General features: G+C 44.0%; 21 protein-coding genes. 19 read left to right on the top strand and 2 right to left on the bottom strand.

Translation table 11 applies throughout. The features are described from left to right. Window positions 1-23 precede the first annotated feature (23 nt). From buk to B5X77_RS19945, 14 genes are all read left to right on the top strand, one after another. Window positions 24-1,109, top strand: a complete 1,086-nt coding sequence (buk, locus tag B5X77_RS20010) for a butyrate kinase (protein WP_079509675.1) — start codon at window positions 24-26, stop codon at window positions 1,107-1,109. A gap of 69 nt (window positions 1,110-1,178) precedes the next feature. Continuing rightward, window positions 1,179-2,600, top strand: coding sequence for a dihydrolipoyl dehydrogenase (gene lpdA / locus B5X77_RS20005; RefSeq protein ID WP_079509674.1), 1,422 nt, complete (start codon window positions 1,179-1,181; stop codon window positions 2,598-2,600). 68 nt (window positions 2,601-2,668) lie between these two features. Next, the gene (locus tag B5X77_RS20000; protein ID WP_079509673.1) at window positions 2,669-3,664 is read left to right on the top strand and encodes a thiamine pyrophosphate-dependent dehydrogenase E1 component subunit alpha; all 996 of its coding nucleotides are present in this window, start codon (window positions 2,669-2,671) and stop codon (window positions 3,662-3,664) included. 12 nt (window positions 3,665-3,676) lie between these two features. Further along, on the top strand, window positions 3,677-4,660 hold the full coding sequence (locus tag B5X77_RS19995) for an alpha-ketoacid dehydrogenase subunit beta (protein ID WP_079509672.1): 984 nt from the start codon (window positions 3,677-3,679) through the stop codon (window positions 4,658-4,660). A 46-nt stretch (window positions 4,661-4,706) separates the two neighbouring features. Next, window positions 4,707-6,023, top strand: a complete 1,317-nt coding sequence (locus B5X77_RS19990) for a dihydrolipoamide acetyltransferase family protein (protein ID WP_079509671.1) — start codon at window positions 4,707-4,709, stop codon at window positions 6,021-6,023. A 189-nt stretch (window positions 6,024-6,212) separates the two neighbouring features. Beyond that, the gene (locus B5X77_RS19985) at window positions 6,213-8,168 is read left to right on the top strand and encodes a methylmalonyl-CoA mutase family protein (RefSeq protein ID WP_079510323.1); all 1,956 of its coding nucleotides are present in this window, start codon (window positions 6,213-6,215) and stop codon (window positions 8,166-8,168) included. Then, complete coding sequence (scpA, locus tag B5X77_RS19980; protein WP_079509670.1) at window positions 8,155-10,335, top strand: methylmalonyl-CoA mutase; 2,181 nt, start codon at window positions 8,155-8,157, stop codon at window positions 10,333-10,335. Before B5X77_RS19985 ends, scpA begins: the two co-directional genes overlap by 14 nt. Continuing rightward, window positions 10,335-11,465, top strand: a complete 1,131-nt coding sequence (gene meaB, locus B5X77_RS19975) for a methylmalonyl Co-A mutase-associated GTPase MeaB (RefSeq protein ID WP_079509669.1) — start codon at window positions 10,335-10,337, stop codon at window positions 11,463-11,465. The genes scpA and meaB overlap by 1 nt, the downstream gene beginning before the upstream one ends. A 209-nt stretch (window positions 11,466-11,674) precedes the next feature. Then, on the top strand, window positions 11,675-12,112 hold the full coding sequence (locus B5X77_RS19970) for a BrxA/BrxB family bacilliredoxin (RefSeq protein ID WP_079509668.1): 438 nt from the start codon (window positions 11,675-11,677) through the stop codon (window positions 12,110-12,112). A 214-nt stretch (window positions 12,113-12,326) separates the two neighbouring features. Further along, window positions 12,327-13,124 (top strand): transporter substrate-binding domain-containing protein, encoded by a 798-nt coding sequence (locus tag B5X77_RS19965; RefSeq protein ID WP_079509667.1) that lies wholly within the window; start codon window positions 12,327-12,329, stop codon window positions 13,122-13,124. Window positions 13,125-13,208: 84 nt separating this feature from the next. Next, window positions 13,209-13,868: an amino acid ABC transporter permease gene (locus B5X77_RS19960; protein WP_079509666.1), complete on the top strand. Its 660-nt coding sequence runs from the start codon at window positions 13,209-13,211 to the stop codon at window positions 13,866-13,868. Beyond that, complete coding sequence (locus B5X77_RS19955; protein WP_079509665.1) at window positions 13,861-14,583, top strand: amino acid ABC transporter ATP-binding protein; 723 nt, start codon at window positions 13,861-13,863, stop codon at window positions 14,581-14,583. Before B5X77_RS19960 ends, B5X77_RS19955 begins: the two co-directional genes overlap by 8 nt. 203 nt (window positions 14,584-14,786) lie before the next feature. Then, the gene (locus tag B5X77_RS19950) at window positions 14,787-15,776 is read left to right on the top strand and encodes an aromatic acid exporter family protein (RefSeq protein WP_079509664.1); all 990 of its coding nucleotides are present in this window, start codon (window positions 14,787-14,789) and stop codon (window positions 15,774-15,776) included. 24 nt (window positions 15,777-15,800) lie between these two features. Next, window positions 15,801-16,316: a L,D-transpeptidase gene (locus B5X77_RS19945; protein WP_079509663.1), complete on the top strand. Its 516-nt coding sequence runs from the start codon at window positions 15,801-15,803 to the stop codon at window positions 16,314-16,316. A 44-nt stretch (window positions 16,317-16,360) separates the two neighbouring features. Here B5X77_RS19945 and prli42 read toward each other — a convergent pair whose 3' ends face one another. Further along, window positions 16,361-16,456: a stressosome-associated protein Prli42 gene (prli42, locus tag B5X77_RS23500; RefSeq protein ID WP_176167380.1), complete on the bottom strand. Its 96-nt coding sequence runs from the start codon at window positions 16,454-16,456 to the stop codon at window positions 16,361-16,363. Between the two features lie 252 nt (window positions 16,457-16,708). On the opposite strand from prli42, the gene mce reads away from it, so the two are divergent. The 4 genes from mce (at window position 16,709) to B5X77_RS19925 (ending at window position 20,817) form a co-directional block, all read left to right on the top strand. Beyond that, window positions 16,709-17,122, top strand: coding sequence for a methylmalonyl-CoA epimerase (gene mce / locus B5X77_RS19940; RefSeq protein ID WP_079509662.1), 414 nt, complete (start codon window positions 16,709-16,711; stop codon window positions 17,120-17,122). A 1-nt stretch (window position 17,123) separates the two neighbouring features. Beyond that, entirely contained in the window at window positions 17,124-18,674 is a 1,551-nt protein-coding gene (locus B5X77_RS19935; protein ID WP_079509661.1) for an acyl-CoA carboxylase subunit beta, read from the top strand. Window positions 18,675-18,748: 74 nt separating this feature from the next. Next, complete coding sequence (locus B5X77_RS19930) at window positions 18,749-19,870, top strand: M20/M25/M40 family metallo-hydrolase (RefSeq protein ID WP_079509660.1); 1,122 nt, start codon at window positions 18,749-18,751, stop codon at window positions 19,868-19,870. Between the two features lie 464 nt (window positions 19,871-20,334). Then, entirely contained in the window at window positions 20,335-20,817 is a 483-nt protein-coding gene (locus B5X77_RS19925) for a chemotaxis protein CheW (RefSeq protein WP_079509659.1), read from the top strand. Window positions 20,818-20,865: 48 nt separating this feature from the next. Here the strand turns inward: B5X77_RS19925 and B5X77_RS19920 are convergent, their stop codons facing one another. Continuing rightward, on the bottom strand, window positions 20,866-22,578 hold the full coding sequence (locus tag B5X77_RS19920) for a methyl-accepting chemotaxis protein (protein WP_079509658.1): 1,713 nt from the start codon (window positions 22,576-22,578) through the stop codon (window positions 20,866-20,868). 179 nt (window positions 22,579-22,757) lie between these two features. Between B5X77_RS19920 and B5X77_RS19915 the strand changes: the two genes are divergently transcribed. Beyond that, window positions 22,758-24,041 carry a DNA polymerase IV gene (locus tag B5X77_RS19915; protein WP_079509657.1) on the top strand — a complete coding sequence of 428 codons (1,284 nt, stop codon included), beginning with the start codon at window positions 22,758-22,760 and terminating at the stop codon, window positions 24,039-24,041. Window positions 24,042-24,159 lie beyond the last annotated feature (118 nt).

The raw sequence follows: 24,159 nt of genomic DNA, 5'->3' as shown, positions 1-24,159 counted from the left end.
GTAAGCAAATTGGAGGTTTAACTGTGCAACAAACAGAACATCGGATTCTAGTCATAAATCCAGGATCTACATCAACGAAAATAGGAGTTTTTGACAACGAGGTATCCATTTTTGAAAAAACAATCCGCCATGATTCTACTGTCATCAACTCCTATGAAACCATCATCGATCAATACGAATTCAGGAAGAATACGATACTTGAAACGCTTGATACCGAAGGAATCAACATTTCGAAATTGAGTGCTGTTTGTGGGCGCGGAGGTCTTTTACGGCCGATTGAAGGCGGTACATATTCAGTCAACAATAAGATGCTTGAAGACCTGCGTGCAGGTTTCTCCGGTCAGCATGCATCAAATTTGGGCGGAATTTTGGCTTATGAAATTGCTTCAGGTTTGAACATTCCTTCCTTTATCGTTGACCCGGTCGTAGTAGATGAACTTGACCCGATTGCAAGAGTGTCAGGTTTTTCACTCATTGAGCGCAAGAGTATTTTCCATGCTTTGAATCAAAAAGCTGTTGCACGCAGGGTTTCCAAAGAGCTGGGCAGAAAATACGATGAACTCAATCTAATTATTACCCATCTTGGTGGCGGTATCACTGTTGGTGCCCATAAAAACGGCAGAGTGGTAGATGTAAACAATGGTTTGCACGGTGATGGTCCATTCAGCCCGGAACGTGCAGGAACAGTTCCTGCTGGCGACCTTGTTGAACTGTGCTTTTCAGGGGATTACTTCCGTGATGAAATCATGAAAAAGCTTGTTGGCCAGGGAGGACTTGTTGGCTACCTGGGAACGAATGATGCAATCAAGGTCGAAAAGATGATCAAGCAGGGAAATGAAAAGGCAAAAAGGGTATACGATGCGATGGCATACCAGGTGGCAAAGGAAATTGGTTCTGCAAGTGCTGTCCTGTCTGGTAAGGTTGATGCCATCGTCCTTACAGGGGGACTTGCTTATGGCAAGGAATTTGTCCAAAAAATTTCTGAACGTATCAACTGGATTGCGGATGTTATTGTCCATCCGGGAGAAAACGAATTGCAGGCCCTTGCAGAAGGAGCCCTTCGGATTTTACGAGGCGAAGAAGAGGTCAAAGAATATCCAGGCAGATAAATAATGGAAGACATTAACATGGATGGTTCTTTTTAATAAAAATTAATTCCTATCAGAGGAGGGATTCGGATGGCACAAGAATATGATTTGGTCATTCTTGGCGGCGGTACAGGCGGATACGTAGCAGCAATCAGGGCTTCGCAACTTGGCTTGAAAACTGCCATCGTTGAAAAAGGAAAGCTTGGCGGAACTTGCCTGCATAAAGGCTGTATACCAAGTAAGGCATTGCTCAGGAGTGCTGAGGTTTTTGCAACAGCGAAGAAAAGCGAAAACTTCGGTATTACGGTCGGTGAGGTCACAGTGAATTTCACCAAGGTTCAGGAGAGAAAAGAAAAGATAGTTGAACAGCTCCATAAAGGGGTCCAGCACCTGATGAAACAGGGGAAAATCGATATCTATGAAGGGTTGGGAAGAATCCTCGGCCCTTCGATATTCTCGCCTATGCCGGGAACCATTTCCGTTGAAATGAACAACGGCGAAGAGAACGAGATGCTTCTTCCGAAGAATGTAATCGTCGCAACAGGATCCCGTCCAAGGACGCTTCCAGGACTTGAAGCTGACGGCCAATATGTAATGACTTCTGATGAAGCGCTTATCATGGAAGAACTACCTAAATCCATCATCATCGTTGGCGGGGGAGTCATCGGAATAGAATGGGCATCCATGCTTGCAGACTTCGGGACAGAAGTTACAGTCATCGAGTATGCTGACCGCATTGTTCCAACTGAAGATAAGGAAGTTTCAAGAGAAATGCAGCGGGCAATGAAGAAAAAAGGCGTGAAAATCATAACGGGTGCCAAAGTCCTTTCGGAAACATTGCAAAAAGGTGATGGTGTCACCATCGGCGCTGAAGTTAAGGGTGAAACTAAAGAATTTGCCGCTGAAAAATTACTGGTATCCGTGGGACGTCAGGCGAATGTTGAAGGCATTGGCCTGGAAAACACTGAGATCCAGCTTGAGAGAGGCTTTATCCAGACAAACGAATATTTCCAGACAAAAGAATCCCATATCTATGCGATTGGTGATGTCATTGGCGGTCTTCAGCTTGCTCACGTAGCGTCACATGAAGGAATCGTAGCCGTAGAGCATATTGCCGGAGAAAACCCGCACCCAATTGACTATACGCTTGTTTCCAAATGCATCTACAGCTCTCCTGAGGCTGCAAGCGTTGGACTGACAGAAGATGAAGCGAAGGAAAAAGGCTTTGAAGTAAAGATAGGAAAGTTCTCTTTCAAAGCAATTGGAAAAGCACTTGTATATGGAGAATCAGATGGTTTTGTAAAAATCATAGCAGACAAGGAAACGAACGACATTCTCGGAGTTCATATGATCGGTCCGCATGTAACTGATATGATTTCGGAAGCAGGACTTGCAAAAGTGCTGGATGCGACACCTTGGGAAGTTGCCCATACAATCCATCCGCATCCGACATTATCAGAAGCCATTGGCGAAGCTGCCCTGGCTGTTGAAGGCAAAGCAATCCATTCTTAAATTTTTATGTGAACAAGAGCTCTTTTCGATGGAAAAGAGCCTTGTCCGAACAATTGGGAGGTATAAAGATGGCAGAAAATCGTCACGCTGCACTTGGCTTAAGTGATGAAAAGGTTATGGAAATGTATGAAACAATGCTGCTGGCCCGCCGCCTTGATGAGCGGATGTGGCTGTTGAACCGTGCAGGAAAAATTCCTTTTGTAATTTCGTGTCAGGGTCAGGAAGCAGCACAGGTGGGAGCTGCTTTTGCGCTTGACCGCGAAAAAGATTATGTACTCCCATACTACCGTGACATGGGAGTGGTCTTAACTTTTGGCATGACTGCAAAAGACCTGATGCTTTCCGGTTTTGCCAAAGCGGAAGACCCTAACTCCGGCGGCCGTCAGATGCCAGGACATTTCGGGCAAAAGAAAAACAGGATTGTGACTGGATCTTCTCCGGTTACAACGCAAGTTCCTCATGCAGTTGGTATCGCCCTTGCAGGCAAAATGGAGAAGAAGGACCTTGTAACATTCGTTACATTTGGTGAAGGATCATCAAACCAGGGTGACTTCCATGAGGGCGCTAACTTTGCGGGTGTCCATAAGCTCCCAGTCATTTTCATGGTTGAGAACAATAAATATGCGATTTCCATCCCATACGAAAGACAAGTTGCTGCAGAGAAGGTTTCAGACCGTGCAATCGGTTATGGCATGCCAGGTGTCACTGTAGATGGCAATGACCCATTAGAGGTGTACAAAGCAGTAAAGGAAGCAGCTGACCGCGGACGCCGCGGAGAAGGTCCGACACTTGTTGAGGCCGTATCCTACCGCTTGACTCCGCACTCTTCAGATGATGATGACAGAAGCTACCGGGCACCAGATGAAGTTGCCCAGGCAAAGACGAAGGATCCTATCATTACGTTCGGCGCCTATTTAAAGGAAAATGGCATCATGAACGATGAGAGTGAAAAGGAAATCAACGACCGTATCATGAAGCTGGTTAATGAAGCTACTGATTATGCTGAAAATGCACCGTATGCAGAGCCTGAACATGCTCTTAAATACGTATATGCTGAAGAGTAAGGGGGAACGAAAATGGCGGTAATTTCTTATATAGATGCAGTGACATTAGCAATCAAGGAAGAAATGGAAAGAGATCCGAGAGTTTTTGTCCTCGGTGAAGATGTAGGTAAAAAAGGCGGAGTCTTCAAAGCTACACAGGGTTTGTACGAGAAGTTCGGTGAGGACCGTGTCATCGATGCACCGCTGGCAGAATCAGCAATTGCAGGCGTAGGAATCGGTGCGGCGATGTATGGAATGCGCCCAATCGCTGAAATGCAGTTTGCAGATTTCATCATGCCTGCTGTCAACCAAATCATTTCAGAAGCAGCAAGAATCCGATACCGCTCAAACAATGACTGGAGTTGTCCAATGGTTATCCGAGCTCCATATGGCGGAGGCGTTCACGGTGCACTTTACCATTCACAGTCCGTAGAGGCAGTTTTCGCGAACCAGCCTGGCTTAAAAATTGTCATGCCTTCAACACCTTATGACGTAAAAGGCCTATTGAAAGCCGCGATCAGGGATGAAGATCCAGTACTTTTCTTTGAACATAAGCGTGCCTATCGATTGATCAAGGGTGAAGTTCCTGAGGACGATTATGTACTTCCAATCGGAAAAGCTGATGTAAAACGCGAAGGCGAGGATATTACTGTCATCACTTACGGTCTGGCTGTCCACTTTGCTCTTCAGGCGGCTGAAAGACTTGCGAAGGATGGAATTTCTGCTCATATTCTTGATCTTCGTACTGTATATCCATTGGATAAGGAAGCGATCATCGAAGCTGCTTCCAAGACAGGAAAAGTCCTTCTTGTAACGGAAGACAATAAAGAAGGCAGCATCATGAGCGAAGTTGCTGCGATTATTGCAGAACACTGCTTGTTCGAGCTTGATGCACCGATCAAGAGGCTGGCTGGCCCGGATGTACCGGCAATGCCATATGCCCCAACAATGGAAAAATACTTCATGATCAATCCGGATAAAGTTGAAAAAGCGATGAGAGAACTTGCTGAATTTTAACATAATCACATTGGAAATAGAATGATTGGAGAAGGAGGGTCAACCTGTGGCTATCGAACAAATTAAAATGCCTCAATTAGGCGAGAGTGTTACAGAAGGAACTATCAGCAAATGGCTGGTCTCCGTTGGTGATAAAGTGAATAAGTACGATCCGCTGGCCGAAGTCATGACAGACAAGGTAAATGCTGAAGTACCATCTTCATTTTCAGGTACAATCAAGGAATTGATCGCGAATGAAGGAGATACTCTTGCAGTTGGTGAAATCATCTGCACGATTGAAATCGAAGGCGGCAGCACGGAAGATGCTCCGGTTGCAGAAAAACCAGCTGCTGAAGCAGCTTCCGGCAATGCTGCCCCTGCAGCATCTGGAAATGAAGGAAATAGAGCAAGGTTCTCACCAGCAGTATTGAAGCTTGCTCAGGAACATGGCATCGATTTAAACCAGGTCAATGGAAGCGGTGCGGGTGGCAGGATTACCCGCAAAGACCTGCAGAAAATCATTGATTCAGGCAATATTCCTCAGGCAGCTGCCCAGACAGAATCTGTTCAGGCTCAATCAGCTCCACAGACTGCTGCAACAGAAGCTAAAGCGGAGGCAGCACAGTCTCAGCCATCTTCAGCCCAAGCGGCTGCGCCGGCACCGTCCGTACCAGTTGCTGCAGGTGACATAGAAATTCCGGTGACAGGAGTACGCAAGGCTATTGCTGCGAATATGCTGCGCAGCAAGCATGAAGCTCCGCATGCATGGACCATGGTGGAAGTTGATGTTACAAATCTAGTGGAATACAGAAATGGTCTTAAGGATGATTTCAAGAAGAAAGAAGGCTTCAACCTTACTTTCTTTGCGTTCTTCGTGAAGGCAGTTTCACAGGCATTGAAGGAATTCCCGCAGATAAATTCAATGTGGGCGGGTGATAAAATCATCCAGAAAAAAGATATCAATATTTCTATCGCTGTAGCGACTGATGATGCATTATTCGTTCCTGTCATTAAAAATGCAGATGAAAAGACAATTAAAGGCATAGGCCGTGAGATAAATGAACTTGCCCAAAAGGTGCGTACTGGCAAGATCCGTTCCGAGGATATGCAGGGCGGAACCTTCACTGTCAACAACACGGGTTCATTTGGTTCTGTTCAATCAATGGGAATCATCAATTATCCACAGGCCGCAATCCTTCAGGTCGAGTCCATCGTTAAGCGTCCTGTCGTAATGAACAATGGCATGATTGCTGTTCGTGATATGGTGAATCTGTGCCTGTCCCTGGACCACCGTGTACTGGACGGACTTGTTTGCGGTCGTTTCCTGGCTAGAGTAAAGGAAATCCTGGAAAACACTTCAAAAGAAACAACTTCAATCTATTAATTAATTATTGAACGCCCAGGATTTCTGGGCGTTTTTCTATTGCCAGATTGAACGGATTTCCAAAGAAATGTCCCTCGTTGCTAGAAAAGCATTCGTATACTAAAATAAAGAGGAGTATAAAAATTAGAATTTTATCACAATTTTTTGGTGAAGGGGGGAAGGCTGTCTGAACTTTGGACAGTGAAGCTTATGACAATAGACAATATGAAGGCTGCCTCGTTTAAGGACTCTACATTTGAAGACTGGCAAGGAAAAGCTAAGGCTTCATTAAAAGGCAAGCCAATTAAATCACTTTATACAACTACATATGAAGATATTACTCTTAAGCCGCTATACACAAAAGACGATCTCCCTGATGAATTAGCCGAAGCTCTGCCTGGAACACCAGATTACATCCGGGGAATCCATCCGTTAGGATACAATTCTGAACCCTGGCATATAGCGAACCGCCTTTTTTATAAGGAATTGCCAGAGCTGAAAGAAAAAATGCACTCTGCCTTATCCAAGGGCCAAACAGCGATTGCTTTCGATGTAAAACCTGATTTGTTTCGTGATCAGGGCAGACTGGTAGAATTCCTCGCATCATTTAAAAATGATTATCCTTTATGCTTGAATGCGGGGATGCTTCAAACACCGCTGCTTGCAGCCCTGGCTATCGCCGGCAAGGAAGCAGGGGCTTCAATTCAAGCTTCAGGTTTTGTGGCAGCAGACCCTGTTGCTGAAGCGAGCCTTAATGGAGGATTTCCAGCAGAGGAAAATGCATTCTTTACAGAATGGGCAATGGTACTCAAGGAAGCAGATCAGCAAATGCCTCAATTAAAAACCGTGCTGGTCAATACTGTACCTTATCATGAAAGCGGTGCGAATGCGGTTCAGGAACTTGCTGCAGGAATGGCTGCTGGCGTCTACCTGCTGCAAAAACTGCTTGATCAGGGCTGGGAATTAAAGAAAGCGTTGTCAAAAATCGTATTCCACTTTGCAATAGGTTCCAACTTTTTCATGGAAACTGCGAAGCTAAGGGCTGCCAGGATTCTTTGGAGCAAATCAGCTGAAGCGTTCGGTGCTGAACCAGAAGATCGAAAAATGATTATTTCTGCGGAAACCTCAAGTTTCACGAAAACGATTTTTGATCCTTATGTGAACATGCTAAGAGCGGGTAATGAAGCATTTGCGGCTGTACTAGGCGGTATACAGTACCTGCACACTGGAAGTTTCGATGAAGCAGCAGGTACCACCAGTCCTTTCTCTGAAAGGGTCGCGCGCAATACCCAGCTGGTGCTTAAATCGGAGGCACATCTTGAAAAGGTAGCAGACCCTGCGGGAGGTTCCTGGTATATTGAGTCTTTGACCAGGGAACTTGCCGAAAAGGCCTGGGAAAAATTCCTCGAAATAGATGACAAGGGGGGAATTTACGAGACTCTTAAATCTGGATGGCTCCAAGAACAGATTGCAAAAACAGCAGAGGGCCGTGAGCTGGATATTTTTAAGCGTAAAAAGAGCATCATAGGGACAAATGTTTATGCTAATCTATCAGAAGATGTAAGCGAACCGCAAGTCCAGAAAAGAAAGAATGAATATATGGGTGGCTCGCTTGCAGACAGCATGAATATGATTGTTTCTGAGGACTCCCTCCTAAATCGATTTGAAAAAGTGGAACAAAGCTTTGCACCTTTACACTCCAAACGATTGGCACAGCCTTATGAAAAACTGAGATTCAGGGCAAATGTCCTTGAGAAAAAGGGACTTCGCCCTCAGGTCGGCTTAATTTGCCTGGATCAGCTTAAAAAGCACAAACCTAGAGCAGATTTTATCTCCGGGCTTTTATCAGCAGGGGGCATACATGCCAAGAGAAGCGAAGAGATCAAAACGATTGAAGAAGCGTTGCATTTCATCAAGACATCCGGCGTCGGTCAATTTGTCATCTGCGGTGACCAATCAGCCTACACTGCGTTTGGTCCTGAGCTTGCGCTGAAAATATCAAAAGAATATGATGTCAAACTTTATCTGGCAGGAATCCCGGATGATAACGAGAGCGAATGGGAAGCTGCCGGAATCCAGGAGTTCCTGCATATAAGAGGTAATGCTTACCAGTCACTATCATCAATGCTTCAGGAAATGGAGGCGGGCATCAATGCAAAAGCCTGATTTTACAAAAGTCCGTTTGTTTGCTGAGGAAAGAGAGGCAAGCAAGGAGCAGGTCGAACGCCATATAATAGAAAAAATGGATGACTTGTTATTTGAGACGAATGAACAGATTAAAGTTAAAGCGGTTTATAGAAATGAAGACCTAAAATCTGCGGATCATCTGGATGGAATGCCCGGCCTCCCGCCTTTTACGAGGGGACCATATCCAGCGATGTATGTAAACCGCCCTTGGACGGTGAGGCAGTATGCAGGCTTTTCTACCGCAGAAGAAAGCAACGCTTTTTACAGGCGGAACCTTGCTATGGGACAAAAGGGATTATCCGTAGCTTTTGACCTGGCGACGCACAGAGGCTATGATTCCGACCATCCCCGGGTAGAGGGTGATGTTGGCAAGGCTGGAGTCGCGATCGACTCCATTTTGGATATGAAAATCCTATTCGACGGTATTCCGCTGGACCAGATGTCCGTATCAATGACTATGAATGGGGCTGTCCTGCCCATCATGGCATTCTTTATTGTGACCGCTGAGGAACAGGGAGTGTCACAGGACCAATTATCCGGTACGATCCAAAATGATATTCTGAAAGAGTACATGGTCAGGAACACCTATATTTATCCGCCGGAAATGTCGATGAAGATCATTGCAGATATCTTTGAGTACACCTCAAAGTACATGCCAAAATTCAATTCAATTAGTATTTCAGGCTATCACATGCAGGAGGCAGGCGCACCGGCGGACATTGAACTGGCATATACCCTTGCCGATGGCCTTGAATATGTGAGGACAGGCTTGAAAGCTGGCATTGATATTGATTCATTTGCTCCAAGATTAAGCTTCTTCTGGGCAATTGGCATGAACTATTTCATGGAAGTAGCCAAGATGAGGGCTGCCCGCTTTATCTGGGCTAAAATGATTAAGACGTTCAATCCAAAAAACGAGAAGTCAATGGCTTTGAGGACTCATTCACAAACATCCGGCTGGAGCCTAACCGAGCAGGATCCATTTAACAACGTCATCCGCACACTGGTAGAGGCTCATGCAGCGGCAATGGGCCATACGCAATCATTGCATACCAATGCTCTGGATGAGGCCATCGCGCTGCCGACTGATTTCTCAGCTCGAATAGCCCGAAATACACAGTTATTTTTGCAGGAAGAGACAGGGATAACCAAAGTGATTGATCCATGGGCAGGCAGCTATTATGTTGAAAGCTTGACAGAGGCACTGATTGACAAAGCATGGGCGCATATTGAAGAGATTGAAAAACTAGGCGGGATGGCAAAGGCAATCGAAACCGGCTTGCCTAAAATGCGCATCGAAGAAGCAGCCGCAAGACGACAGGCTCAAATCGATTCTGGAAAAGAAACGATAATCGGTGTGAATAAATTCCGGCTGGACCAGGAGGAGCCGCTGGAAATCCTGGATATTGATAATACAGCAGTTCGTGCTAAGCAGTTAGAAAGACTCCAACAGCTGAAAGAAAACCGGGATGACAGCAAAGTTGAAGAGGCTTTAAATGATTTGGCTGCTGTTGCTGAGAAAGGCGAGGGCAATCTTTTGGAGTATGCAGTTAAGGCTGCCAGAGCCAGGGCGACACTAGGAGAAATTTCTGATGCTGTCGAGAAAGCAGCGGGAAGGCATAAAGCAGTTATCCGATCAGTGAGCGGTGTTTACAGCTCAGCTTTTACAAATGAAGAGGAAATTTCTGAAGTCCAGCAAATGACAGAGGAGTTCCTGGAAAACGAAGGGCGCAGACCCCGAATCATGATAGCGAAGATGGGGCAGGATGGACATGACCGTGGAGCTAAAGTCATCTCAACCGCATTTGCTGACCTGGGCTTTGATGTTGATATTGGCCCGCTCTTCCAGACTCCGGAAGAAACAGCCATCCAGGCAGTTGAAAATGATGTTCATGCTATCGGGATCAGCTCTCTGGCCGCTGGGCATAAAACACTTTTGCCACAGCTGGTGAATGAGCTCAAGAAGCTTGGCCGCGAGGATATTGTCGTTATAGTCGGCGGAGTCATTCCTGCCCAGGATTATCAATTCCTATATGACAATGGAGCGAGCGCGATTTTTGGTCCAGGAACGATCATTCCAGCAGCAGCACAAAAAGTCTTGCGGACAATATATGAACGCCTCGGCTATGAGGAAGTGTCTCGTTAATGAAGAATGATAAAAAGCCCGAATGGTATGACCCTGGGAAGGCAGATTCCTTCTCAAGTACCGTCAAACCGGGAGTATCAGGGGATCCCCGCAGCAACGAGCGCCCTGTCATAACCGGACGTTTTGTTAAAAAAAAGACTGGACTTAAAATAAACCCTGATATTCTAGCTGCTGACATCAGGGCCGGAAACAGGACAGCGCTGGCAAAAGGGATCACCTTGATTGAAAGCAATGCTGAGCATGATTTTCAAACAGCGCAAGCCCTTTTACAGCGGCTCCTTCCTGAATCAGGAAAATCGATAAGGATTGGCATTACAGGTGTACCGGGAGCTGGGAAGAGCACATTCATTGAGAGCTTCGGCAGTTATCTGTGCGAGATGGGACACAAGGTGGCTGTACTCGCTGTGGACCCCACCTCAAGTCTCACCGGCGGCAGCATCCTTGGCGATAAAACAAGAATGGAAAAACTTGCGCGAAACCCGAAGGCATTCATACGTCCTTCTCCATCTGGAGGGAAGCTCGGTGGAGTACACCGTAAAACAAGGGAAACCATGCTTGCCTGTGAAGCAGCCGGCTTTGATGTTATCCTAGTTGAAACCGTCGGTGTCGGACAGAGCGAAGTAATCGTCAGGGATATGGTCGATTTCTTTATGCTTCTTGTCCTAACGGGTGCTGGAGATGAACTTCAGGGCATGAAAAAAGGAATCATGGAACTTGCTGACGCAGTGATAGTGAATAAGGCAGATGGTCCCAATGAGCAGGCTGCGAAAAAAACAAGAGAAGAGTATAACCGAATCCTCCATTTTCTGCAGCCAGCAACCAAAGGGTGGCAGACAGTCGCCCTGACAAGCTCGGCATTACAGAATAAAGGCATAGATGGTGTGTGGGATACCATTAAGGGCTTTGTAGGCAATACAAAGCAAAGCGGGGTTTTTGAAGACAGAAGAAGGTCGCAGACAAAAGAGTGGCTAAATGATTTGATCATCGACCAGCTTCAGATGAATTTTTTTCAACATCCTGCCATTAAAAGTTTGCTTCCAAAAATAGAAAATGAAGTAATCTCAGGAAATCGGCCAGTCGCTTCGGGAGTCGATGAGTTATTCAATGCATTTTTTGAAGCAAAAATATAAGCTGTCCTTAGCTGACAGCTTTTTCTTATGAATAAAAAAAGCGGACAACGGATATACCGTTGTCCTTCATCTAGGGAGTTTAGGGGTATGGATCTAGCTGTATTGTTACCTTTCCCGGATTGCCCAGCGGTTAAACATGCTTTGAAAAATTTATTTTAATTGGTATCATAATGTTGTACCAGTAATTCTCAGCAGAGGAGAGATGATTGATGAGTATGGATTTTAATTTTTTCATGAATGATGTAGTCCGCCAGGCGCGCCAGGAAATCGTGGCAGCTGGATATACAGAACTGACGACAGGTGAAGAAGTCGAGCAAGCATTGGCCAAACAGGGTACGACACTGGTTATGGTGAATTCTGTGTGTGGCTGTGCTGGAGGAATCGCTCGTCCTGCAGCAGCACACTCCCTTCATTATGATAAGCGCCCTGACCATCTTGTGACTGTATTTGCTGGCCAGGATAAGGATGCGACTGAAAAGGCACGCAGTTATTTTACCGGCTATCCGCCGTCATCCCCATCTTTTGCGCTGTTAAAGGATGGAAAGCTTTGCACCATGATTGAACGCCATGAGATTGAAGGCCATGATCCAATGCAGGTAGTAAACAAGCTGCAAAATGCTTTTGAAGAATATTGTCCAGAAGTATAATTTTTAAAGAATCCCGCTAAACGGGATTCTTTTTTATTTTATTAAAATTATATTTAAAAATCATATTGCATAAATATAAGGATGTGTTAAAATGCATTATGTTGAATATTTATTATCAATTGTTTCTGCTTGAAAAAGCATAAGGTTTCGATGATAATATATTTATTATTTTAAAAAATAAGAAATTTCGAAAAAAGTTATAGGAGGAAAACAAGTGAAAAAGGCATTATTTATACTTATGAGTACATTCTTAATGATGGGAGTTTTAGCTGCGTGCGGCACCGCTCCTGATGAAAAAGAAAACGCAGGCAGAAATGGTGAAGAAAAGAAAGTTCTAACAATGGGGACATCAGCTGACTACCCTCCATTCGAATACGTCGAAACAGCGAAGAGTGATGAAATCATCGGTTTTGATGTAGACCTGGCGAACCTTATCGCAAAAGAATTAGGGTATGAAGTAGAAATTAAGGATATGGACTTCAACGGCTTGATTGGCGCAATCCAGGCTGACCGTGTTGATTTTGTCATGGCAGGTATGACTCCAACGGAAGAACGCAAAAAGAGCGTTGACTTTTCCGATGTTTACTACACAGCGAAGCATATGATCGTTTCAGCAAAGGACAGCAACATCAAGACGATTGAAGACCTTGAAGGCAAGACAGTCGGAGTTCAGCTTTCTTCAATCCAGGAAGGCAAAGCGGAAGAAATCGGCGAAACAGTGAAAATCAAAGTTGAAAAACGCACAAGAATTCCTGAACTGGTACAGGAAATCAAAGCTGGACGGATTGACGCGGCAATCATTGAGGATACAGTGGCAGAAGGGTACTTCAAGAACAATCCAGACATTGCAGGCTTTACAATCGAGGATGGCAGTGACGAAGAAGCAGGTTCAGCAATCGCATTTCCTAAGGACAGCAAGCTGACTGAAGAGTTCAACAAAGTCCTTAAAGAAAAAATGGAAAATGGCGAAGTGGAAAAGCTGGTTATTAAATGGTTTGGCGGAGAGAAGTAAGATAAAAAACTGGGCGTTCAGAGTATGCATGACTTCTGGACGCCTTTCTCCTTCATGAAATAGATAGAGAGGGCTGTTATAATTATGAATCTGGACTTTACCGCCATACTTCCTTCATTGCCATATATTTTGAAGGGAATTGGCGTCACATTAAAAATAGTATTGGTTGCAGGTCTTCTTGGCTTTGCATTTGGAATTATTCTTGCGATATTTAAAATCAGCAAATCAAAGGCGCTGAACTGGTTCGCGGATGCATACACCTCGATTTTCCGCGGTACTCCGCTGATTCTTCAGTTAATGATCATCTACTATGGCCTGCCGCAGCTGATTGGCTATGAAATCGCTCCCTACACAGCGGCGGTTGCATCCTTTTCTTTAAACTCTGCAGCCTATATATCTGAAATCATCAGAGCAGGAATTTTAGCGGTCGATAAAGGGCAGAAAGAAGCTGCCATGGCTCTTGGTGTACCTGGCAAACGGATGATGGCAGACATCATTCTCCCTCAGGCAATGAAAAATATCCTGCCAGCCTTGATGAATGAATTCATCACACTTACAAAAGAATCGGCTATCGTTACGGTCATTGCAGTAGATGATATCATGCGAAGGGCATATATTGTCGGCGGGGACCAGTATAGATTTTTCGAACCACTGATTTTGGCGGGCCTAATTTATTATCTTATGGTCATCTCCTTGACAATGATTGGCAAGGCAGTTGAAAGGAGAATGAGGCAAAGTGATTAAAGTGCATGATCTTCATAAATCATTTGGAAAGCTGGAAGTTTTGAAAGGCATTTCGACCACTATCGAAAACGGAGAGGTAGTAGCTATAGTAGGTCCTTCCGGATCTGGAAAGTCGACCTTCCTGCGCTGCATGAATCTATTGGAACAACCTACGAGCGGGCAAATTTTGATTGGACAAGATGATATAACAGATAAAAAAACGGACATTAAGAAAGTGCGTGAAAATGTCGGAATGGTATTCCAGCACTTTCACCTTTTCCCTCATATGACCGTACTGCAAAATATCACTTACGCACCGATGAAGGTAAAAGGAAAGACCAAAGCAGAAGCAGAAGAATACGGTCTTGAGCTTCTGAAAAAGGTTGGACTTTACGAAAAAGCAAATGAATATCCTAACAGGCTGTCTGGTGGACAAAAACAGCGTGTAGCGATCGCCCGGGCACTCGCGATGGACCCGGAAGTGATGTTATTTGATGAACCGACGTCCGCCCTGGACCCAGAGATGGTCAAAGAGGTGCTTGAAGTAATGAAGTCGCTGGCACACACCGGGATGACAATGGCAATAGTTACCCATGAAATGGGCTTTGCACGTGAAGTCGCAGACCGTGTTCTATTCCTTGATGGCGGAGTACTGGTTGAAGATGCCCCTCCTGCAGAATTCTTTGGCAATCCAAAGAGCAACAGGGCAAAGGAATTTCTTGAAAAAATGCTTTAAACCCCGCACCTGGCTTTTATTAAGTAAGACGAATCTGATAAACTTATGGATGATCATATCTAGGATGATATGATCATCTTTTTATTTATCTCAATAAGGTCTTTCTAATTGATAAAGGTATTGTTGAAAAGTAGAGGTATTTGTTCCCCATGGCAATAATTAGAGGTATAGAAAGTATAGTTTGATTGATAGGAGAATACATTGTGAAATTCAGAATCGGCTATCGAACTTTAAAAACAGCGCTTGGTACTGCACTCTCCATCATAATTGCCCAGCTTTTTGGCTTTGAAAATTATGTTTCTGCTGGAATATTGACAATTCTATGCATCCAGGTGACTAAAAAGAGATCACTGCAGGCATCCTGGCATAGATTCCTGGCCTGCATAATCGCTATGGCTTTCTCAGCCATATTTTTTGAAGGAATTACATACCATCCTGTAGTTATTGGACTTTTATTGCTCTTTTTCATTCCAACAGTCGTCATGTTCAGGGCGAAAGAAGGAGTAGTTTCCTCAAGTGTCATCATCATGCATATTTACTCAGCAGGCAAGGTAACAGGGGAACTTTTACTTAACGAGCTGGGAATCATCACGATTGGGATAGGTGTAGCATTGATCATGAATTTATATATGCCGAGTGTTGACAGTAAGCTGGAGGAGTATCAAAGAGAAATTGAAGCCCATTTCAAGAAGATTTTCAGCGAAATCGCCTTGTACCTTAGGAATAATGACTCAAGCTGGGATGGCAGGGAACTGACTGAGACTGCAAGTCTGATTGAAAACGCAAAAGGCCTGGCGATCCAGGACGTAGAAAACAATTTTTTAAGAGAAGAAAACCTATATTATCAATATTTTAAAATAAGGGAAAAGCAATTCGAAATAATAGAACGGGTACTGCCTTCAGTCACCTCGATTCCTCAGCATGTAGAGCAGGCTAATATTGTCGCGGAATTTATCGAAACTTTATCCAAAGGGATACATCCAGGCAATACTGTGCTGTTTTACCTGGAAAAGTTATTGAGGATGAAATCGGAGTTTGAGGAAATGGAGCTTCCAAAAACCAGGGAAGAATTTGAGGCAAGGGCTGCCCTGCTTCATTTTGTAAATGAAATGGAACAGTTCCTCTTGTTGAAAAGGTCGTTTAAAGGATTGAACACAGGTAAGGATAAAAGTGAGCCTGCCGTGGCAAACTAAAAGAAAAAACACGGAGGGATCATCATGCCAATGTTTATTCCTTTGCTTCTGGCAGCGTTCATTTTTTCGCCTTTATGGCCGTTGGGAACAAATCCGCTGCCAGGAGATCCATTTGTAATAGTGAATAAAAAAACTAATGAGGTGGCTTTGATTAACGAAAACAGAGTTCAGACAGTTGTCAATGCGGCTACCGGCAAATCTGAAGACCTTACGCCAGAAGGTCTCTTTACGGTTACTGTCAAAGCCCCTGAACCATATTACCGCAAGAAGGATATTCCGGGCGGTGACCCGAATAATCCGCTGGGCAGCAGGTGGATTGGGTTTGATGCAGAAAATACGGATGGCCGGACATATGGAATACATGGAACAAATGACCCCGCAAGTATCGGCAAAAAAGTATCCGAAGGCTGTATCAGGCTGCAAAACGAGGCAGTTGAATCACTATATGATTACATACCATTGGGCACAAAAATCCTCATTACATCATCACAGAAAAGCTTTATTGAGCTGGGACAGGAGCATGGGGCCATTAGTGAATAAAATAAAGGGCTGTCATATGACAGCCCTTTGCTTATTTTTAGAGATTATAGGAAAGTAGCTAAACCCATTAGAAGGGTTGAAGCTAGCATAGTAAAAAGCATGACGTATACTACGACCTTTCTGAAATTAGGCTTGCGCATTTAAAGAGATCCCCCTTCCAAAGCTTCACATTCTATGTCTATTATTTTACATCCCCAGAATCATTTCAACAACCCTTTTAGTGAATCGATTTATAGCTGATGTCATTGAAAATGATGATAGTGGTAAAAGTATTATGTCAATCATAATACAGAAATTACTCTGTTATCTATCTAAATAAGAAGGAATTGTGACATTTTTGTCGAAAATTATAACAGTTAAATATATTTAAATAATGATTTGGAGGGAATTACATGATTAAAAAGGTCGACCATATCGGCATTGCTGTCAAATCTATTGAGCATGCCCTCCCATTTTATACAGACATTCTGAAGCTGCCCTTACTTGGAATAGAGGAAGTAGACAGTGAGAAGGTAAAAGTAGCTTTCCTGAAAGCTGGGGAAACAAAGCTTGAACTTCTTGAACCCCTGGCGGAGGAAAGCGCGATCGCACGTTTTATCGAAAAGCGCGGAGAGGGAATTCACCATGTTGCTCTTGGTGTGGAATCAATCGAGGAAAGAATCAGAGATATGAAGGAAAACGGAATCAAGATGATTCAGGATGTTCCGAAAAAAGGAGCAGGGGGAGCTCTTGTGGCATTCATGCACCCGAAATCCACCGGCAGCATTTTATACGAACTTTGCGAGAAAAACAAGGAGGCTGAATAAAATGCCAGACATCTATGAAAAGATTAATGAACTTTATGACCGACGCAGGGAAATCGAATTGGGCGGCGGTGACGAACGTATAGAAAAGCAGCATGAAAAGGGGAAGCTGACAGCCCGTGAACGAATCGAGCTCCTTGTGGATCCTGGTAGCTTTGTGGAATTGAATCCATTCATCCAGCATCGCAGCACGGATTTTGGACTAGAGAACCAGAAGGGTCCCGGAGATGGTGTGGTAACCGGTTATGGAAAGGTAAATGGCAGGGCGATTTATCTGTTTTCCCAAGATTTCACTGTGTTTGGAGGAGCATTGGGTGAAATGCATGCAAAAAAAATCGCGAATGTCATGGATCTCGCAGCAAAGAATGGTGCTCCGTTTGTCGGATTGAATGATTCAGGCGGTGCAAGAATCCAGGAGGGGGTAGTTTCCCTTGATGGCTATGGCCAGATTTTTTACCGCAACTCTATTTATTCTGGTGTAATTCCTCAGATTTCCGTAATCATGGGTCCGTGTGCAGGCGGTGCCGTCTATTCACCGGCGATTACCGATTTCGTTTTCATGGTTGAAAAAACAAGCCAAATGTTCATCACCGGACCAAAAGTAATCGAAACGGTTACAGGTGAAAAAATCTCCGCTGAAGATTTAGGCGGCGCAATCGTACATAATACAATCAGCGGCAACGCTCATTTCCATGGCCAGTCCGAAGAAGAAACATTGGAGCAGGTGAGATTGCTGTTAAGCTATCTGCCACAAAACTATGAAGAAAAGCCGCCGCGTCTAGAGGCAGATGATAAGGATGACTATCGCCCAGACCTGACGGATGTGATTCCATTCGATGCTGTCAGGCCGTATGATGTGCGCAAAGTGATCGAACAGGTAGTCGATGCCGGTTCATTCCTGGAAATCCAAAAGGACTTTGCCAAGAACATTGTGATCGGTCTGGCGAGACTCAAAGGTGAAGTTGTTGGCCTTGTCTGCAACCAGCCAAAGGTGATGGCAGGCGGACTTGACATCGATTCTTCGGATAAAGCATCACGCTTCATAAGATTCTGTGATTCCTTCAATATCCCTATTATTACATTTGAAGATGTCACCGGATTCTTCCCTGGCATAAAACAGGAGCATGGCGGCATTATCCGTCATGGAGCGAAAATCCTTTATGCGTATTCAGAAGCAACAGTGCCAAAGCTGACTGTGATTTTAAGGAAAGCATACGGCGGGGCATATGTGGCACTGAACAGTAAATCAATTGGTGCAGACCTGGTATATGCCTGGCCAAATGCGGAAATTGCCGTGATGGGACCTCAGGGAGCTGCGAATATTATTTTCGCCAAGGAAATCCAGAACAGCGAGAATCCAGAACAGACACGACAGCAGAAAATTGATGAATACCGTGAAAAGTTTGCAAATCCTTATGTAGCTGCCAGCCAGGGAATGGTCGATGATGTCATTGATCCGCGGGATACACGGATCAAACTCATTCAGGCACTTGATATGCTCCGGACAAAGAAGGAAGACAGACCGGGCAAAAAACATGGCAACATTCCACTGTAATATTTAGTGTTTGGTGTTGTCATTCAATTAGCGTTATACTCAAGTAGTATATACATAATTGGAGGTTGGCCAGGATGATTAATAACGAACGTTTATTGAATGAATTTTTAGAGCTAGTCCAAATTGATTCTGAAACAAAGTATGAAACTGAAATTGCCCGCGTCCTGAAGCAAAAATTCGAGGACCTGGGTGTCGAAGTGTTTGAAGATGATACAACTGCACAGACAGGTCACGGTGCAGGAAACCTTATATGTACTCTACAAGGTACAAAAGAAGGCGTCGATACAATCTATTTCACTTCCCATATGGATACTGTCGTCCCTGCAAGAGGCGTTAAGCCTTCTATCAAGGATGGATATGTTGTGACAGACGGAACAACTATCCTTGGTGCTGATGACAAGACGGGTCTTGCGGTAATGCTCGAAACAATCCGTGTTTTAAAGGAACAGTCTATTCCGCACGGAACAATTCAGTTCATCATTACAGTTGGAGAAGAATCAGGTTTGGTAGGGGCAAAGGCACTGGACTCTACCCTGGTCAAAGCGAAATACGGATATGCGCTGGACAGTGACGGCAAGGTTGGGAACATTATTGTAGCCGCCCCAACCCAGGCAAAGGTATCAGCTGTCATCCATGGCAAAACAGCACATGCCGGCGTTGCTCCAGAAAAAGGTGTTTCCGCAATCACGATCGCTGCAAAAGCTGTTGCAAGAATGCCATTAGGACGCATTGACGAAGAAACAACTGCAAACATTGGCCGTTTCTCAGGTGGAACACAGACGAATATTGTTGCGGATCGGGCAGAAATCCTTGCTGAAGCTCGTTCACTTATCCCTGAAAAGATGGAGGCACAAGTTGCCAAAATGAAGGAAGCATTTGAATCAGCTGCACAGGAAATGGGCGGTAAGGCTGAAGTCGATGTACAGGTAATGTATCCTGGCTTCAAATTTGGCGAAGGCGACCTGGTAGTTGAACTGGCAAGAAAAGCTGCAGCTAAAATTGGCCGAAGCAGTGAATTGCTTCACAGTGGCGGCGGAAGCGATGCTAACGTCATAGCAGGCTTTGGCGTACCGACAGTCAACCTTGCTGTAGGATATGAAGAAATCCACACAACAAACGAAAGAATGCCAATCGAAGAGCTTGATAAGCTTGCCGAAATGGTCATCGCCTTGATTCAGGAAGTAGCAGCACAATGATGAGAAAAAGGGTTTTCCTCCCGGGAAAGCCCTTTTTCTTATATTGATATACAACGTATTCCTCATCTTTAAGAGCATGATGATGATGGCTTGTCCAGACAGTTACCAACTAAGGATGCATGGGTGTAATAATAGACATTTCAGAGAGAGGACCGTCAAAATGTCTAAGAAACAGGATTTAATAGACATTTCAGAGAGAGAGGACCGCCAAAATGTCTAAGAAACGTGACTTAATAGACATTTCAGATTGAGAGGACCAGCAAAATGTCTAAGAAACGAGTTCTAAAGAACATTTCGGAGAGGAAAGCCGGAAAAAATCCATTTAGGATATTGATTGTTCAATTGTTCTAAAGATGGCATTAAAAAATCCGATATAATACCTGAAATGCTCCGACAAACCTCGAGTGAACCATTATAATCTAGTTATATAAAGTTAGAATCTTAAATTAAGGAAGTGTACTCCAATGGCTGATAGCACTAAGACGGTTGTATTCCAGGCGGGGAATGAAGAATATGCTTTTCCCATTCTTTTCGTTATTTCAATTGAAAAAATGGAAGATATGACTGCGATTCCGCATATGCCTGACTATGTCACTGGGATCACTAAGGTACGGGGAGACTTGATTCCCGTTATTGATCTGGAAAAGGTCCTCTATCACCGGGATATTCAGGCGGATGATAAGACTAGGCTGATCGTACTTGAAACATCGGACATCTCGTTGGGTGTGCTGGTTAGAGATGCGAAGGAAATCCTTGAGATACCAGAGGAAAATTTAAAACAGCCAGGACTAATCGGATACCAAAATACTAAATTCATCACAGGTATCGCCAATTTCGAAAAGCGAATGATCATGGTCGTTGATCCGGAGGTCCTGATCCAATCCCTTGATGGTATAAAAGAGATTAAGGACTATATGAAAATACAAAAACAGGAATTACATAACTAGCATGGACATGAAACAAGCTGGCCCAAGAGGGTCAGCTTGTTTCATGTCTTATAATTTGAAGCTGGAAAATGATTTCCTCAGGTCTTCTGCCATGCTAGATAATTTGCTGGATGATTCCAACAGTTCCTGCATTGTTGCGTTTTGTTCCTCTGTTGTGGCTGCTACCTGCTCGAGGAATTGCGCGGACTTGGAAGAAGCGGTAATTACCTCGGTGGCAGACTGCGCCATGAATTCCATCTTTTCATTTGCATTCATGACAGCATTGCTAACAGTGTTTCCTTTCGAGCTAACTTCTTCAATCGATTGAGCTATATCCGTGAAGACTGAAGCCACTTTCTGGACCAGCTTATTCCCTTTTTGTAAGGTTGTTTGACTTTCATCCATGACATTTACTGCCTGGTTCGTTTCTTTACCGGTTTGTTCAAGAATTGCCCGAATGCTGTCTGCCGCTCCCGCTGATTGTTCCGCAAGTTTGCGGACTTCCTGGGCGACGACACCGAAGCCTTTTCCATGCTCACCTGCTCTTGCCGCTTCAATAGCTGCATTAAGTGCAAGTAAATTGGTTTGATTAGAGATATCCGTGATGATTTCAATGATTCGATGAATTTCCTGAGAGTTATTTTTCAGGGAATGGATAACATGGGCTAGTTCAGCTACCTTTCCATTGATTTCATTCATCTGTTCTGTGACATTGAATGCATACCGTTTACCTTGTTCTATTTTTTCCTTTGTACTTGATGTGGTATGAAGTGTTTCTTTTAGCGATCCAGTGACTTCAACCAATTGAGAGGATACATTATCGACTGCTTCATTGGTACGTTCTGAAATCTTTACCTGCTCATCAGAGGCAGTAGCAACCTGCATGATCGACGTCGTGATTTCATTGTTTGCTTCTGTTGTCGCCTCAGCATTTAGCTTCAGATTTCTGGACATGGCATTAACCTGATCAGAGGAAGCGAGAATGCTGGAAATAGACGATTTAAGGTTTCCAGATAATTGATTCATTGCCTCAATGATCTGCCCCACTTCGTCCTTGCTCTTCGCATGCAATGCCTTTACATTCAAATCCCCGGCTGCAAGCCTTTTGCAGTAAGCGACCACGTCCTTGAGGTTTTTGCTGATGTTGCGTGAGACAAAGTACATCGCCACTGAAGAAATGATGAAGGCGATGATGATAATAATGAAAGTGTTACGGATCATGGATGCAATGGAGGAATGGGTTTCACTCATGATTTTGCTCCTGTCATCCAGTATCGTCGTCTGGAGCTGATTTAACTTTTCAATATTCATATCCCGGATTGTTTCTGCTTTGTTTGCCAGACTGATTTGGGTGAATATATCAACCTGTTCTCCGTTTTGTTTGAATTGCTCAACAGTTTTTAATATCTCATCTGACCAGATTTTGTCCATATGCTTATCTGTATTGACGATGGAATCAAATAATGTTTGCGCTTCTTCTGTTTTTACATTTGCTTTAAGTTTTTCAGCTGACTCATTGAATTGTTTTGTTTCTTTTTTGTAAAGTGTAAGAAGTTCTGGTTTTGGCTCGGTTATATAGTCAGTAATAATGATATATTTCTGGCGAAAAGAGGCCCCCATATCACTTATCATGATAGCGTAATCACTTTTTTCCTCAGCTAAATCGATCGCGCCTTGAAGATTGCTTAGAACACTGGACAAATAAATGAAACTTCCCAGAAAAATAACCATGATAACTGCGAAAACGTTTGCATACTTCCTGCCAATGGACCAATGCTGCATAAAGATTCCTCCGTCTTTTTATATGTATATGTTATTTTATCGGGTTTTTCAGACGAATCTTTAATCTTTCCCGTGCTTTCTTCACATAAAATTCAATTTTTATCTTCAGACTTTAAATAAGTAAACGAAAGGTATTTTTGTTAAACTAGAAGGGAACGTATATTTGGGAAGTGGCTGAAATGAAAGAGTTGTATCCAAAAAAGGGCAGAGTGATTTTGCATGTTGATATGAACAGCTTCTATGCATCAGTGGAAATGGCCTACGATTCCGAATTAAAGGGTAAACCCCTCGCGATTGCAGGGAACCCTGAGGAGCGGCGCGGAATCATCGTCACATGCAGCTATGAAGCAAGAAAATTCGGTGTAAAGACAACCATGCCACTGTGGGAAGCAAAAAAGCTTTGTCCAGAGTTGATTATAAAAAAACCTGACTTTGACAAGTATCGAACTGCATCTGCAGCAATGTTCGATATTTTGCGGCAATATACCGAGCTGGTCGAACCTGTTTCCATTGATGAAGGGTATCTGGATATTACTCACTGTGCCGATCTCGGTGCACCATTGGAAATAGCCGGGAGCATCCAGAAACGGATACTCGAGCAGCTTGATTTGCCGTGCAGCATTGGTGTGGCCCCTAACAAATTCCTGGCGAAAACAGCTTCTGATATGAAAAAGCCGATGGGAATCACGGTTTTAAGAAAGCGTGACATCCCTCAAGTCCTCTGGCCGTTGGAAGCTGGGGAGATGCATGGAGTAGGAACAAAAACAGCGGACAAACTAAAAACTATCGGCATTCATTCAATTGGCAATTTGGCAAAAGCAAATGATATCCAATTGAAGGCATTGCTGGGCATCAATGGCCTAAGACTCAAAGATAGGGCTAATGGTCTTGACAATCGGCTGGTTGACCCCGAGTCGGTTTATGATTTTAAAAGCATCGGCAATTCGACAACATTGCCGAGAGATCTATCGAATCAGCATGAACTGCTGAAGGTCCTTGATCGTTTATCAGAACAAGTAGCCGCAAGGATGAAGAGGAAGGAAGCTGTTGCCACCACCCTCAGCATAATGATTCGTTTTAAGGACAGGAAAACAATCACCAGAAGCCAAAAGCTCGAGAACCCGGTTTCAAAGAAGGACGAAATTGCTTCCGCTGCAAAGGCCTTATTTTTAAAGCATTGGAACGGGGATTCCGTCAGGCTGCTTGGAATTACCGGTACCGACCTGCTGGAAGCGGACAAGGCAGTGAAGCAGCTCGATTTATTTTCCTACGAACAGGATGCTAAAAAAGAACCGCTACTCAATACGATGAGCCAGCTTAGGGAGAAATACGGTAAAAGTATTATCGAGAGCGCGGGTTTACAGGCGAAAAAGAATTCCCACAAAGAGAGTTCCGGACCGGGGACCAGCTTTAACAAGGACTTTCTCCAGAACCGCAGAAGAAATGAAGATAAAGATCTTTAAAGATGTTTATCAAGACATGGTTAAGTCAAAATAAAAAGGACGAAACCAGATTGTTTGCAACCCCCAGGATTCATTGCTAAATTATGTGTAATGATTTTAAAAACCAGTTATAAAAAGG

The organism is Mesobacillus jeotgali (assembly GCF_900166585.1).
Taxonomy (GTDB): Bacteria; Bacillota; Bacilli; order Bacillales; family Cytobacillaceae; genus Mesobacillus; species Mesobacillus jeotgali_A.
The sequence above is the reverse complement of the archived record's forward strand: the minus strand, read 5'-3'. Positions and strand labels throughout refer to the sequence as shown.